Origin of the sequence: Sulfurimonas crateris (assembly GCF_005217605.1) — a bacterium.
GTDB lineage: Bacteria > Campylobacterota > Campylobacteria > Campylobacterales > Sulfurimonadaceae > Sulfurimonas > Sulfurimonas crateris.
Genome location: NZ_SZPX01000007.1, coordinates 163,328 through 176,900 on the forward strand (window position 1 = coordinate 163,328; position 13,573 = coordinate 176,900).

At 41.8% G+C, this 13,573-nt stretch carries 13 protein-coding genes; 8 read left to right on the plus strand and 5 right to left on the minus strand.

Going from position 1 to position 13,573, the window contains the following annotated elements; all coding sequences use genetic code 11:
* Positions 1 to 17: 17 nt before the first annotated feature.
* From FCU45_RS09935 to FCU45_RS09970, 8 genes are all read left to right on the plus strand, one after another.
* On the plus strand, positions 18 to 1,433 hold the full coding sequence (locus FCU45_RS09935; RefSeq protein ID WP_137014941.1) for an aldehyde dehydrogenase family protein: 1,416 nt from the start codon (positions 18 to 20) through the stop codon (positions 1,431 to 1,433).
* 68 nt (positions 1,434 to 1,501) lie between these two features.
* Positions 1,502 to 4,051, plus strand: coding sequence for an alanine--tRNA ligase (gene alaS, locus FCU45_RS09940; RefSeq protein WP_137014816.1), 2,550 nt, complete (start codon positions 1,502 to 1,504; stop codon positions 4,049 to 4,051).
* On the plus strand, positions 4,051 to 4,533 hold the full coding sequence (locus FCU45_RS09945; protein WP_137014818.1) for a hypothetical protein: 483 nt from the start codon (positions 4,051 to 4,053) through the stop codon (positions 4,531 to 4,533). The genes alaS and FCU45_RS09945 overlap by 1 nt, the downstream gene beginning before the upstream one ends.
* Positions 4,533 to 5,087 (plus strand): septum formation inhibitor Maf, encoded by a 555-nt coding sequence (gene maf, locus FCU45_RS09950; protein WP_137014820.1) that lies wholly within the window; start codon positions 4,533 to 4,535, stop codon positions 5,085 to 5,087. Before FCU45_RS09945 ends, maf begins: the two co-directional genes overlap by 1 nt.
* A 15-nt stretch (positions 5,088 to 5,102) precedes the next feature.
* Entirely contained in the window at positions 5,103 to 6,206 is a 1,104-nt protein-coding gene (locus tag FCU45_RS09955; protein ID WP_137014822.1) for a sensor domain-containing diguanylate cyclase, read from the plus strand.
* A complete protein-coding gene (locus tag FCU45_RS09960; protein ID WP_137014824.1) occupies positions 6,206 to 7,297 on the plus strand; it encodes an aminotransferase class I/II-fold pyridoxal phosphate-dependent enzyme in 1,092 nt (363 codons plus the stop codon). Before FCU45_RS09955 ends, FCU45_RS09960 begins: the two co-directional genes overlap by 1 nt.
* Positions 7,297 to 7,986: an ATP-binding cassette domain-containing protein gene (locus FCU45_RS09965; protein WP_137014826.1), complete on the plus strand. Its 690-nt coding sequence runs from the start codon at positions 7,297 to 7,299 to the stop codon at positions 7,984 to 7,986. Before FCU45_RS09960 ends, FCU45_RS09965 begins: the two co-directional genes overlap by 1 nt.
* A complete protein-coding gene (locus tag FCU45_RS09970; protein ID WP_137014828.1) occupies positions 7,983 to 9,983 on the plus strand; it encodes a penicillin-binding protein 1A in 2,001 nt (666 codons plus the stop codon). The genes FCU45_RS09965 and FCU45_RS09970 overlap by 4 nt, the downstream gene beginning before the upstream one ends.
* A gap of 2 nt (positions 9,984 to 9,985) precedes the next feature.
* Here the strand turns inward: FCU45_RS09970 and FCU45_RS09975 are convergent, their stop codons facing one another.
* The 5 genes from FCU45_RS09975 to FCU45_RS09995 form a co-directional block, all read right to left on the minus strand.
* The gene (locus FCU45_RS09975; RefSeq protein ID WP_137014830.1) at positions 9,986 to 10,408 is read right to left on the minus strand and encodes a hypothetical protein; all 423 of its coding nucleotides are present in this window, start codon (positions 10,406 to 10,408) and stop codon (positions 9,986 to 9,988) included.
* A 119-nt stretch (positions 10,409 to 10,527) separates the two neighbouring features.
* Positions 10,528 to 11,328 (minus strand): transporter family protein, encoded by an 801-nt coding sequence (locus FCU45_RS09980; RefSeq protein WP_137014832.1) that lies wholly within the window; start codon positions 11,326 to 11,328, stop codon positions 10,528 to 10,530.
* A 44-nt stretch (positions 11,329 to 11,372) separates the two neighbouring features.
* The gene (locus FCU45_RS09985) at positions 11,373 to 11,777 is read right to left on the minus strand and encodes a hypothetical protein (protein WP_137014834.1); all 405 of its coding nucleotides are present in this window, start codon (positions 11,775 to 11,777) and stop codon (positions 11,373 to 11,375) included.
* A 67-nt stretch (positions 11,778 to 11,844) separates the two neighbouring features.
* Positions 11,845 to 12,900 carry a sensor histidine kinase gene (locus FCU45_RS09990; RefSeq protein ID WP_137014836.1) on the minus strand — a complete coding sequence of 352 codons (1,056 nt, stop codon included), beginning with the start codon at positions 12,898 to 12,900 and terminating at the stop codon, positions 11,845 to 11,847.
* On the minus strand, positions 12,893 to 13,525 hold the full coding sequence (locus FCU45_RS09995) for a response regulator transcription factor (RefSeq protein ID WP_137014838.1): 633 nt from the start codon (positions 13,523 to 13,525) through the stop codon (positions 12,893 to 12,895). The genes FCU45_RS09990 and FCU45_RS09995 overlap by 8 nt, the downstream gene beginning before the upstream one ends.
* Between the last annotated feature and the right edge of the window lie 48 nt (positions 13,526 to 13,573).

Here is a 13,573-nt window from a genome sequence, read left to right on the forward strand (position 1 = left end):
AGTCTTGGAGGGTTACTATGGTGGCAAATATCTATTTTGGTTCACAAGAAACATCAAGGCAAGAGCTGACGCAAAGAGTAAGTCCATACAGCGGCGAAGTTGTCTCAAAGGCTCCTATCTGCAGTGCCGAGGATGCACAAAAAGCGCTTCTTATTGCCAAAGAGGCAGCCAAAGAGGCTAGAAAAAGCACGATTTCTCAAAGATGCAGCTGGCTTTTGGATGTTGCACAAAGACTAAGAGATAAAAAAGAAGATATAGCAAGAACTATAACTGATGAGGTGGGAAAACCGATTGCATTTTCCAGAATAGAGGTAGAACGCTGCATCGAGACGGTAACTCTTTGCGCGGAGACCATGCGTACAATGCATGGAGAGACCATCAACACGGATGCAATGCCAAGCGGAAAAAAGACAACTGCATTTTTCTTGCGTGAGAGTGCGGGAGTCGTAGTAGCAATTACCCCTTTTAATTTTCCGCTCAATTTAGTGGCACATAAACTCGCTCCTGCTCTTGTAGCAGGAAACGCCGTCGTTTTAAAACCTACACCGGAAGCTCCTCTGACTGCATACAAGTTTGCAAAACTCTTTATCGAGAGTCCTTACGCTATAAAAGATGCACTGAGCGTAGTTTACGGAGATGCAGATGTAGGAGGCGCACTTGTTTCAAGCGATATTCCGCGTGTTATAAGCTTTACGGGAAGCGTTCCGGTTGGCAATATAATTGCAAAAAGTGCAGGCATAAAAAAGGTCTCTTTAGAGCTTGGCGGCAATGCGGCGACCTATATTGACGAGAGTGCTGATCTAGACCTTGCAGCTTCAAAATGCGCAATCGGCGCTTTTGTGAACTCAGGACAGGTTTGTATATCGCTGCAGCGAATCTATGTCAATGCAAAGATTTATGATGAGTTTGCACAAAAGATGACAGAACATACAAAGAAGCTTGTTGTAGGCTCACCCTACGACGATGATACCTTTATGGGTCCGCTTATAGATGATGAGGCATGCAAAAGAGCTATGGGATGGGTTGAGAGTGCCATAAAAGAGGGAGCAACCGCAATGCTGCCTCCACGAGTAGATGGAAGGCTCTTTTACCCTTGTGTGATGGCGGATGTACGTGATGATATGGCGATTGTATGCGAAGAGGTTTTTGCACCGATTGTCTCTTTGGTCAGAGTTGAGAGTTTTGATGATGCGCTCCCACGAATCAATAACTCTCCCTACGGACTTCAGTTCTCGATCTTTACAAATAACCTTAGTCTGACAAAACGTGCCATCTATGAACTTGATGCGGGCGGAGTGGTAATAAATGATATGCCGACTTTGCGTTTTGACATTCAGCCATACGGTGGAGTAAAACTAAGCGGTGTCGGACGTGAGGGTCCGAGATTTGCCATAGAAGAGATGAGCGAGATAAAAAGTGTGGTCATCTGCTAGATTTGTTAGAGGAGTCCTTCAATGATTTTTAGATATAATCGCGCAATTTTATAGCAAGAGATATATTTATGGATATTAGAGAAGAGTTTTTAAGATTTTTTGAATCAAAAAATCATGACAGAGTAGCAAGTTCGCCACTTGTTCCAGATGATGCAACGCTGCTTTTTAACAACGCAGGGATGGTTCCGTTTAAGTCTATATTTACGGGTGAAATACCGGTTCCGCAAAATCCGCGCGCAGTTTCTTGTCAAACATGTATCCGTGCGGGCGGAAAGCACAATGACCTAGAAAATGTCGGCTATACAGCAAGACACCATACATTTTTTGAGATGCTTGGAAACTTCAGTTTTGGAGATTACTTCAAAGAAGAGGCAATTGATTATGCATGGGAGTTTGTAACTGAGGTTCTTAAATTTCCAAAAGAGAGACTCTGGGTTACTGTACATGATAGCGACGATGAGGCAGAAGAGCTCTGGATGCGCCATGTAAGCAAAGATAGAATTATGCGCCTAGGCGATAAAGACAACTTCTGGCAGATGGGTGATACCGGACCGTGCGGACCGTGCAGCGAGATATTTTTTGATCAGGGAGAAGAGAACTTCAACGGCCCTGAGGATTATATGGGCGGCGAGGGCGATAGATTTTTGGAGATCTGGAACCTTGTCTTTATGCAGTATGAGAGAAGCAGTGACGGCACTATGACTCCTCTTCCAAAACCCTCTATAGATACCGGTATGGGTCTGGAGAGAGTCACGGCGATCAGCGAGGGAGCGACAAGCAACTACTCATCCTCTCTTTTTATGCCGATAATCAAAAAGATTGAAGAGCTAATAGCAAAAGAGTATGTCTATGCAGAGGGCGCATCATACAGAGTTATAGCCGACCACATAAGAACTGCACTCTTTCTTCTTGCTCAGGGTGTGAACTTCTCAAATGAGGGACGCGGTTACGTGCTCAGACGTATCCTCAGACGCGGTGTTAGACACGGCTACCTGTTGGGATTTAGCGAACCGTTTATGTATAAACTTGTAGACAGTGTTGTCTCGATCATGGGCAAAGAGTATGACTACTTGGCGCAAAAAGCTGAGGTCGTAAAAGAGCAGATAGAGCTTGAAGAGGCTAGATTTTTCAAAACTATCGCATCTGGAATAGAGCTTTTTAACGAAGAGCTTAAAAATACAAAAGAGGTCTTTAGCGGCGAGGTTGCATTTAAACTCTACGACACTTTCGGTTTTCCGCTTGATTTGACCGAGGATATGTTAAGAGAGAAAAATCTTAAACTTGACACGGCTACATTTGAGGAGCTGATGAGTCAACAGCGCACACGCGCAAAAGCTGCTTGGAAAGGCAGCGGAGATGAAGCCGTTCACGGAGATTTCAAAGAGCTTTTAGAGAAGTTCGGCGAGAACACATTTGTAGGCTATGAGAGTACAAAAAACAGAAGCAGAGTTTTAGCACTTTTGGATGATAAGTATCATCATGCAGACAGTCTTGCGGCAGGTTCATGTGGATGGGTACTTTTAGAGAGTACTCCGTTTTATGCAGAGTCAGGCGGACAGTGCGGAGATACAGGCGAGCTTGCAGGCTATGCAAAAGTAGAAGATACAAAGAAGTTCTTTGGTCTTAATCTCTCTCAAATAAGCGTAGAAAAAGAGTTAAAGGTCGGGGATGAGGTTGAAGCTCTTGTAGATATCTCCAGAGGCGAGATAACAAAGCATCACTCCGCGACACACCTTCTGCATGCAGTTCTTTTTGATGTTTTGGGAGAGCATATCTCTCAGGCGGGTTCACTTGTTGAAGCGCAGAGACTTCGTTTTGACTTCTCTCATCCAAAAGCGCTCACTCATGAAGAGCTTGTTGAGATCGAGACAAGAGTTAATGAGCAGATCATGCGCGGCATCGGCGGCAAGACCGAGGTTATGAGTATTGAAGATGCTAAAAAATCGGGTGCAAAAGCACAGTTTGGCGAGAAGTACGGTGATGAGGTAAGAGTTGTAAGCTTCGGCGATGCAAGTATTGAGTTCTGTGGCGGTGTTCACGTTGAAAACACGGCAGCAATCGGCTCGTTCATCATAACAAAAGAGAGCGGTGTGAGTGCGGGTGTGAGACGTATAGAAGCGGTGTGCGGACATGCGGCGTACAACCACTTTGCTCAGCAGAGAGTGCTTATAAAAGAGATGCAGGCCGAGGTTAAAAATCTTGACGTAATGGCTGGGATCTCAAGACTCAAATCGACTATATCTGAGCTCAAATCGGAGCTTCATGAGGCACAAAACAGCATACATGTAGAGATAAAAGCCGATGAGATAAACGGCGTTGCTGTTGTTGTAGATGAGCTTTTAAGCGGCGATATTAAAGAGAAGATAGACGAGCTTAAGAACCAAAACGAAAAACTCTGCGCAATGCTCTTTCAAATAAAGGGTGACAAGGTCCTTATAGCTGCAGGTGTTAAAGGCGCGGATGCAAAGGCGGGCGAGTGGATCAAAAATATCGCTCCAATTCTCGGCGGAGGCGGCGGAGGCCGTCCTGACTTTGCTCAGGCGGGCGGGAAGGATATCACCAAAATATCCGAGGCAAAAGCAAAAGCAAAAGCTTACATAACTGAGGTTTTAGGATAATGCAGGATATTTTTTTAGAGTATAAGACACTTATAGTTTTTCTACACGTTATAAGCGCCGTCGTTTGGGTCGGCGGCATGATAGCTATGCGTTATGCGGCGCACTACTCATTTTTGGAGATAGAGTCTCCTCAAAAGAGACTCGAGAGAATAGTTCACGCGCTTAAGAGACTCTTTTATATAGTTATTCCTTTTGTCGTAACTCTTCTGGTGACGGCGATCTTTATGATAAAGGGCTACTCTCTTAGCCAGAGTGATTTCTCGGCGCTCTCACACGCCAAAGAGGGTATCTGGAGCATTATGTTCATCAATCTTATAGTGATGATACTTAGAAGAAACAGAGGCGAGAAAATGTTAAATGATGGCAATATGCTCGGCGCTAAAAACCAGATAGAGTTTATCGGAAAATTTATGGTTCCTCTTAATATTATCCTTGGAATAACGGCTATATTTTTAGGGACATATATATCAAGTAGCATCTAATGCTAAGACTTGCTTCTGCTTCACAGACCCGTGCAAAACTTCTAACAGATGTGGGTATAGACTTTATTCAAGAGAGCGTTGATTTTGACGAGGATAGCATAGTGGCGACCTCGCCAAAAAACTTTGTATATCAGGCGACACTGGGAAAATTTGAAGTGAACATGAGAGCTTTTGGGTATGATAAGTATCCTCTTTTGGTTGCAGACACGGTTGTGGCATCATGCGGTCAGATACTTAGAAAAGCAAAGTGCGTCGATGATGCGCGAAATATACTCCTTACGCAGAGCGGGAGTGTTACAAGCATTATTACGTGCATGATATATCAATCACGCAAGATGAAGATCATCGACATCTCCACAACCGAGTATCTATTTAGTGAATTTGACCTTGATGATGTCGAGAGCTATCTGCAAAGCGGCGAGTGGCGCGGCAAGGCAGGAGCATGCATGGTTGAGGGTTTTTGCAAGCCTTACATAAGAAGTGTTAGAGGATATGAGAGCACCGCAATGGGATTAAATACGGATTTATTAAAAAGTTTTCTATTAAACAAATAAAAAAATTGTTAAAATATGTCAAAAAAAAGGATTACTATTTTAAAATCTAGCAGATTTACGATAGTCAGTATAATTGTTGTAGCGACACTGCTTCTAAGCGGCTGGTTCTATATTGACTTTATAGAAGAGTCAAAGCGCATACAAAATATCTCCAAGAATGATTTTAACTTTTTTATATATAAGTGGTTCACTATCGCGATCATTGTCTCAATGATTGTAGCGGTAACTCTAAGCAGCTATATCTATAGCAAAAACAACAAACAGAGGATGTACTACAAGAACATCATTGACTCATCTTCAAATATTGTGGTCGTAGTAGACAAAAATAGCATAATAGATGTAAACAAAACATTTTTCAAGTATTTCAACAAATATAAGACGCTCGAAGAGTTTAAAAAAGAGCATGAGTCCATATCTGATTTTTTTGTCGAAGATGAGGGATATATACACAAAGAGTATAACGGAGAAAACTGGCTTGAGTGTCTTATTAAAAACTCAAATAACAATCAGGTAAGGATCGTTTACGACTCAAAAGAGTACTACTTTAGTGTTGGGGTCTCTCTTATTTCTCCAAAAGATGGGCACTACAGTGCTATATTTTCAGATATTACAAAAGAGAAGATTTACCAAAAAGAGCTTGAACACACAAATATAACCGATCCTCTTACAAAGATAAAGAACAGATACTACTACAATGTACAGATAAAAAAAGAGAGCGCAAACGCAAACCGCTACTTCTACCCTCTCTCACTTGTCATCTTCGACATCGACTATTTTAAAAAGATAAATGACGGTTGTGGGCATGATGTCGGAGACAATGTTTTAATAGAGTATACAAAACTTATCTCTTCTCACCTGAGAGAGGGAGATATATTCTGCAGGATCGGTGGAGAGGAGTTTGCTCTTATACTTCCGTACGTGAGCAAAGCAGACGCTTATAAAATAGCCGACAAAATTAGAGCAAAAGTTGAGGAACACAAGAAAATATTTGCTATCACTATGAGCTTTGGAGTGACGGAGTATATAAAGGGCGAAGATCTTGAGTTGACGTTTAAGCGGGCAGATAAAGCGCTTTATGAGGCGAAAAACGGCGGCAGAAATAGAGTTGTGGTTAGATAATGTACTATGATAGTGAGCTGCGCGCACTAAAAAAAGCCAAAAGATACAGACAAAGAGAGCTCTACGACAACTCTCTTTTGGATTTTGCTTCAAACGACTACCTAGGTCTTGCACATAAAAAAGAGCTTCATGAGAGTAGCTGCATGGCACTATCAAACATGCCTCTGCATAGCTCAAAAGCCTCACTTCTGGTAAACGGTTATCATCAGATACACAAAGATTTTGAGACGGCGCTATGCGAGGCGAACGGCTTTGAGGATGGAGTAGTGCTAGGGAGCGGGTTTAACGCAAATATAGCTTTGATCGAGTCTTTAGTCAGACGCGGCGACATACTTTTTATGGATGAGAAGTATCACGCTTCAGGAGTGCTTGCATCAAATATAAAGAGCGTAGAGGTCAAGTTCTTTTCTCACAATGATATGTCTGAGCTAGAAAACCTTTTAAAATCATCCGACGCAAAACGCAAGATAGTAGCGGTCGAGGGGATCTACTCGATGGATGGAGATCTGGTCGATAGAGAGGTCTTTGATATATGTGACAGATATGACGCTGTATTGATAGTGGATGAGGCTCACAGCAGCGGCGTTATAGGAGAGAGGCTTATGGGGATTTTTGACCATTACAAGATCGAGATAAAACAAAACTACATAAAGATGGGAACGCTCGGAAAAGCGTATGGGAGCTTTGGCGCTTTTATACTTGCATCTTCACATATAATCGAGTATCTTATCAATCGTGCCAAGCCTATTATCTACGCTACTTCACTCTCTTTGTACGATACACTTTTGGCGCATAACGCGCTTAGATATATTTTGCAAAATAGAGAGTCTCTAAAGAGCGAGATAAAAAAGCGCCAAAATATCGTCTATGAAGAGCTTGGAATCAAGGTCGAGGGACTCATTGTTCCTATAGCTATAAATGATAACAAAAGGGTTATAGAGATTCGTGATAGCCTTAAAAGCAGAGGGTTCGCCCTCGGTGCTATCAGACAGCCCACGGTTGAGAGAGCAATTGTAAGATTGATAGCAAGGCTCGGCGAGAGTTGCGATTCGTTAAGAGAGTTGTGCATAAATTTAGCTAAAATAAAATAATGAATATATCAAGACTCCGTATAAGAACTCAGCAAAAAGAGCTGGTTGACATCTCCTTTAATATTTCATCCTCTTTAGCACTGGTAGGGCAGAGTGGAAGCGGCAAAAGCTTGACAATCAAAGCCCTTTTAAATATGCTTCCAGAGAGCATGAAGATGGAGATCGAGCATGATAGCGATTTTGAGCTTGCAGCTGGGGAGACTCTGGCTTTTGTGCCGCAAAATCCCTTTACCGCACTATCTCCTCTTACAAAGATAAAGAGACAGTTTTTTGTCTCGCAAGAGAGGATTAAAAAGCTCTTTTCAGAGGTAGGGCTTGATGAGGGGCTGCTTGAGAGATTTCCTCCGGAACTATCAGGCGGGCAGCTTCAGCGTGTTGTTATTGCTATGGCTCTTAGTCATGAGCCGCGGCTTATTTTGTTAGATGAGCCTACAACAGCTCTTGATCCGCAAAGCAGGGTCTTGATACTGGATCTTTTAAAGTCGCTTCAGAGTGAGTTTGGCTTTAAGATACTTTTTGTCACACACGATATGAATTCTGCTAAAATTTTATGCGAAGATATATGTGTTATAAAAAATGGAAAAGTTATAGAGAGCGGGAAGATGAAAGATATCTTGCATAACCCGCAGAGTGAATATACAAAGGTTTTAATTGATGCAAATTTTGCTTCTAGGAGTTTTAGAGTATGAAAACTGTTAAAAATATATTTTTTACGCTTCTTCTGCTTGGATTTTTAACTCCGTTTCTGGTTCTGGGATACTTTTTGGTTGGAGAAGATTATGATATATCTTCGCTAAAAGAGTACAAACCATCTTTAACAACGCGATTTTATGATAAAAACGGCGAAAAAATAGCCAATATTTTTCAAGGCGAACATAGATATTACGCTGAGTTTAACGAGATTCCTCCGCGAGTAATAGAGGCACTTTTGGCCATAGAGGACACGACATTTTTTGAGCATCCCGGTATAAATATAGATGCGATCTTTAGAGCGATCATAAAAGATATAAAAGCAGGAAAACTGGTCGAGGGGGCAAGCACGATTACCCAGCAGCTTGTCAAAAACAGACTTTTAACCAGAGAAAAAAAGATATCAAGAAAGGTAAAAGAGCTTATTTACGCTTTAAAAGTAGAGATGGCATTAAGCAAAGAGGAGATTTTAGAGAGGTATCTAAACGAGATATACTTTGGTCACGGCTACTATGGAATAAAAACAGCGGCGGACGGCTATTTTCATAAAAAACTCAGCGACTTAACTCTAAAAGAGATGGCACTTTTAGTAGGTCTGCCAAAGGCTCCAAGCACCTACGCTCCGACAAAGAACTATGAGATCTCGATGGGCAGGGCGAACCGTGTAATTGCAAGAATGTATGCACTTGGATGGATAGATGAAGATACATATAACGATGCACTGCTTGAGACACCTCAGGTTTTTGATGATACGCTGACACAAAACAGTGCACCTTTTATAGTCGATGAAGTTCTAAGAAGAGCTGCGGAGTTTGGTATTGACGATATAAAAAGCGGCGGATACGAAATATATACGACAATAGATATAAGGCTTCAAGAGGCGGCGAGAGATTCGCTCAAAAAAGCTTACGATATGTCAGTTAAGAGAATAGATGGCTATATAGAAAACGACAAGAGAAGATTTGCCGCAAACCCTGATCTTGAAGTTCAACTCGATGTAAACACCTCTATCCTAAACGGTGCCCTTATCTCGCTTGACTCAAAAACAGGAGACATCTTAGCTCTTGTTGGAAGTGTCGATTATCAGACAAGCTCATACAACAGAGCAACGCAAGGACGTCGTCAGCCCGGTTCCGCGTTTAAGCCTTTTATCTATCAGGTAGCTATTGATCTGGGTTACTCCGGAGCAACTGAGCTGATCGATATTGCCAGAACATACACTTATGAAAAAGATGGTGAAGAGCTTAAATGGCAACCTAAGAACTACGAGAAGAACTACAAGGGGCTTTTGACACTTAGAGAAGCTCTTGTGCACTCAAGAAATCTGGCTACCATAAACCTTGTAAACGATATAGGCCTCAGCGCGCTACTTCGGGAGTTTAAGAAGTTTGGTATAGCAAATCTGCCGCCTGATCTCTCTATTGCACTTGGGAGTATCACGCTCTCGCCTCTAGAGCTTGCAAAATACTATACATCTTTTGCAAACGGGGGCATACAGGTGGAGCCGCACCTTATCCGCTACATAGACAAAGGCTCTACAACAGTTTACGAAAAGGCGGAGCGCACACGCTTCATCACCGAAGAGACGCAGGCTTACATTATGACCACGATCCTTCAAGACGTCATTAAAAAAGGGACTGGAAGAAGAGCGAATGTCAGAGGGATAGAGCTTGCAGGAAAAACAGGGACGACAAACAACAATGTTGATGGATGGTTTGCAGGATATTCTCCTACTATAGAGACCGTCGTCTGGTTCGGAAACGATGACAATACTCCGATGCACAGAAGAGAGACGGGCGGAAAGATAGCAGGACCTGCTTTTGCGATGTTTTATGAAGAGGTGTTAAAACTTTATCCACAGATACAGAGAAAATTTGAGATGCCTGATGGAGTTATGAAGGTAAACATAAACGGCAAAGAGGAGTTTTTCAGCGATACATCAAAGCCGCCTCGAGTAGAGGCGGAGGTAAACTCCGAGGAGATGCTTCTTTTTTAAATCTAATACTCATCTCGCACTATGTTGTGACAACGAAAACATGCATGCTCTATATAGGTGTAAGCTCTTTGGGACTCTTCTCGACGAACTAAACCAGATTGATTGTGTTTGTTTTCAATGGCATCCATAATTATTTGAACATTATGACTTATGATTTGTGCGCTCATAACGGCCTCATTTGCTTTATGTTTCTTGTTTTTTGGAAGCATGGCAGAGAAGTTTTCTTTATTTCCCAATAACTCCTGTGCATGTTGCGAAAAGCGTTTGATTGAAGCTTCGACACCATCTTGGTCACTTGCAATAAATGATTTTTGAACTTCAGCAAGTTCTGCTTCAAGTTGTATCATGTTTGATTTGAGATCATATGCATTAAGCTGGGTAAAAAGTAGAAACAGCAAACTACCTACTACTGTTTTTTTTAACATAAAAGAACTCCTTAATTTTGTCTTAGTTGATTGTAACATAATGTTTTTAGAGTTAGCCTTAAAAATTTTTAAAAAACAGAGAGTAGAACAAAAGCAAATTCCCAAGAGAGAACTCGTTTTTAGAAGTAGTACCCAAGACGAAGCGTAAGAGAGTTATCGCTGGCGCTATCACTTAAGCCGTATGAGTAGCCAAAGGTAGTAAACCAGTTTTTGTCAATAGAGTAAAAAGTGTACAAAGAGAGTGTCTCTATATCCGTAGTATCTTTGTAGATGCTATCGCTGGTTGTATAATAACCGCTGATGTAGAGATTATTGCGAGCGTAAAATCCCGCACCCATACTGTATGAGTGGGTGTCTTGGTATGAAACCACCCCCAAAATATCATCATCATTTACCATCGTGTAGCTGTATCCGCCAAAGAGGTTTATCTTACCCAGCATATAGCTAAAACTTGCACTTGCCATCACATCCATGTTGTTGTTATCAAGCTCTGTATCGTAGGTAGGAAGAATAACCCCGCCGCCTACTCTTAGAGTTAGTTCGTTTGATAGAGATAGTCTATAGTATGCACCAATAAATGAGTCATTTAAGCCGCTATCATCATCCGAGAGATAGTATGAGCTGCTTGCTTGAAGAGAGAAGTCGTTGTAGTAGTAATCAATTTGAATAGATTGCGAGAGTGTGTCTGAATTGCTAGTTATCGTGTAGTCGGCTTCAGAGAAGCCGATGCCGTAGATTATGCTTAGGTGCTCTTTGTTCCAAGCTTTTTTTACGCTGCACCCCTTTATATCTACTAGCTCATTAAAGGGAGTGTTGGGGCATTTGTCAATAGCATCGTCCACTCCGTCCATATCATAATCGCTGTATGCCAAGAGGCTAAGCGAGGCCGCCATTATCAAAATAAGCGCTTTTTTAAACATCTATATCCTTTTGCAGCACTCGTCAGTGCCGCGTTTAATAATTTTTATTTTTTCATAAATCTGTTTGGCGTAGTGAGCGCATCTGGAGTGATACTTGGATTTTGCTGTAAAAATTGCGAACCTACCTGATTTTGATTCATTCTCTGGTTCTCCTGCCCCTGCATCGTCTCATCCATCTGATTGAGACGGACTCTCTCTCTTGCTCTCTCTCTTGCTTGAATCTGTTTGTTTTCAACTTCCATGCTTGAGCGGAACTGCTCGATCGCTTCTGCTCTCTCCTCTTGGCTTAGTGTTGAGAGCGTTGTTTTGAACTCGTTCATAAGCCTTACCCTATCTTGAGGGGTTGCACTCTTTAGCGCTTCGATCTGTGAGTCAACGTCAACTTCTGCCAAAAGAGATGTAATGGTTAATGATAGCAGCAAAGCCGCACTTAACATCTGTTTTTTCATTTCTCAATCCTTCTGTTTTGATGATGTAAGTATTACATTTTAGTGTTAGTCCTCTATAAGCAATAGCTTAGCGGAGTGTTAGTTTTGAGAGGTTTAGCGCAAAGTCGCTCCCCACTCCAAGCTCGCTTTTTACCTCTATTTTGATGCCAAGCTCATCGGAGAGTTTTTTAACTATATGAAGCCCTATGCCAAGACCTCTCTCCTGCTCTTTATAAAATCTCTCAAAAATGCGTTTTGCATCTTTTATCCCTCTGCCTGTATCGGTTATATGCAGAGTCTGTGTTTTATCGCTGTAGCTTACCATGACAAGACCATCAGCTTTGTTGTACTTTGCCGCATTTGATAAAATATTTCCGACTATGCGAAAGAGGGCATCTCTGCTTGTAAAAAGCTCTATTTTTGGCATCTCTACCTTAAACTCCATATTTTGGTAGTTCTTCTCAAGCATATAGATATTTTCTTCAATAATCTCCCTTATATCAAACTTCTCTTTTTCCTGATGATGGTTTTGCAGGTAGGAGCGCAGATGCTCTTGGAGGCTAAGGATATTCTCTACGCTCTTCTCTATCCTCTCCAACTTTTCGCTCTCTTTAAACTCTTTTTTGAGCATCGCACTGTTAAGTCTTAGAGATGAGAGCGGAGTGTTGAAATCGTGAAGTATATCTTTTATGAACTCCTGTGTAAGAAGCAGCGCGCTTCTAAGAGGGTAGAGCGCATAGATCGAAAAAAGAATGGAGAGGATAAGAACTACTCCAAGGATCGGTAAAAAGCTGTAAAGAGCCTCTCTTTGGAGCTCTTTTAGCGCAATGTCGTAATCTTGCAAGCTAAAGGCAAGCTCCATTATATATTTTTGCGAGTTGGGAATCGGGTAGTAGCTCTTCAGCCCGCTCTCATCCTTGTAGAGCGCATAGAGTTTTTGCTCCTTGGGCTCTATGAACTCTATCTCAAATTTATCGCATTTAAGGTCAAAACTGCAGAGTCTCATCTCTGAGAAGAGCTGCTCATCGAGTGTTTGGATCTCTTTTGTGTAGTTTATGTAAAAGAGCGTTGCTATCAATATGCCAAGAGAGCTAAAAAATAGCAAAAAGCTCTTTAAAAATGATTCTCTCTCCGCTCTACTCAACTATATATCCTACTGAACGAAGGTTTTTAATATTGAGCCCCGTCGTCTGTTTTAGTTTTGTGAGTGCTACTCTAAGTGCAGATGAGGAGGGTTTCTCCAGACACTCAAGCAGCATATCCTGCGTGATGACCTGAGAGATATTTCTTATAAAGAGGCTAAAGAGTCTCTCTTGAACTTCTCCAAGCGCTATTGTGTGACCATTTTTTTTAAGAGTTTTTGTCTTTGGATCATACTCCAGATCTTTGTACTTGATAGTCGCATTTGTGTCTGCAAATTTGGCGTTTACTCTGATTAGTAGCTCTTCTGGAAAGAAGGGTTTTTTGATGTAGTCCTGCGCCCCTACGGCAAAAGCCTTTGAGATGGAGCCAAGATCGACAAGGGCGCTGATAAATATGGTCGGGGTCTTATCATCCGCTTCACGGAGTGATCTTAGAAGTTCAACTCCGTTGATGTCGGGAACGTTTATATCAAATATATAGAGATCAAACCCGCCATCATACGATGCATCCGCCGCTTCATCACCGTCTCTTGCAAGCGTGAGTGAGTAACCTTCACCCTCTAGCAGTTCTACGAGTGTCTGAGCCAAGATGGAGTCATCTTCTAAAAGCAGGATTCTTTTTTTCATACTAAATTATATTACAAAAGTGTTAGCGATATATTTTTTTACAGATAT

Bases quoted from the DNA above. Each gene is read 5' to 3' on its own strand.
- FCU45_RS09935 (WP_137014941.1), top strand. From the start codon at position 18: ATGGTGGCAAATATCTATTTTGGTTCACAAGAAACATCAAGGCAAGAG.
- alaS (WP_137014816.1), top strand. From the start codon at position 1,502: ATGGATATTAGAGAAGAGTTTTTAAGATTTTTTGAATCAAAAAATCAT.
- FCU45_RS09945 (WP_137014818.1), top strand. From the start codon at position 4,051: ATGCAGGATATTTTTTTAGAGTATAAGACACTTATAGTTTTTCTACAC.
- maf (WP_137014820.1), top strand. From the start codon at position 4,533: ATGCTAAGACTTGCTTCTGCTTCACAGACCCGTGCAAAACTTCTAACA.
- FCU45_RS09955 (WP_137014822.1), top strand. From the start codon at position 5,103: ATGTCAAAAAAAAGGATTACTATTTTAAAATCTAGCAGATTTACGATA.
- FCU45_RS09960 (WP_137014824.1), top strand. From the start codon at position 6,206: ATGTACTATGATAGTGAGCTGCGCGCACTAAAAAAAGCCAAAAGATAC.
- FCU45_RS09965 (WP_137014826.1), top strand. From the start codon at position 7,297: ATGAATATATCAAGACTCCGTATAAGAACTCAGCAAAAAGAGCTGGTT.
- FCU45_RS09970 (WP_137014828.1), top strand. From the start codon at position 7,983: ATGAAAACTGTTAAAAATATATTTTTTACGCTTCTTCTGCTTGGATTT.
- FCU45_RS09975 (WP_137014830.1), bottom strand. From the start codon at position 10,408: ATGTTAAAAAAAACAGTAGTAGGTAGTTTGCTGTTTCTACTTTTTACC.
- FCU45_RS09980 (WP_137014832.1), bottom strand. From the start codon at position 11,328: ATGTTTAAAAAAGCGCTTATTTTGATAATGGCGGCCTCGCTTAGCCTC.
- FCU45_RS09985 (WP_137014834.1), bottom strand. From the start codon at position 11,777: ATGAAAAAACAGATGTTAAGTGCGGCTTTGCTGCTATCATTAACCATT.
- FCU45_RS09995 (WP_137014838.1), bottom strand. From the start codon at position 13,525: ATGAAAAAAAGAATCCTGCTTTTAGAAGATGACTCCATCTTGGCTCAG.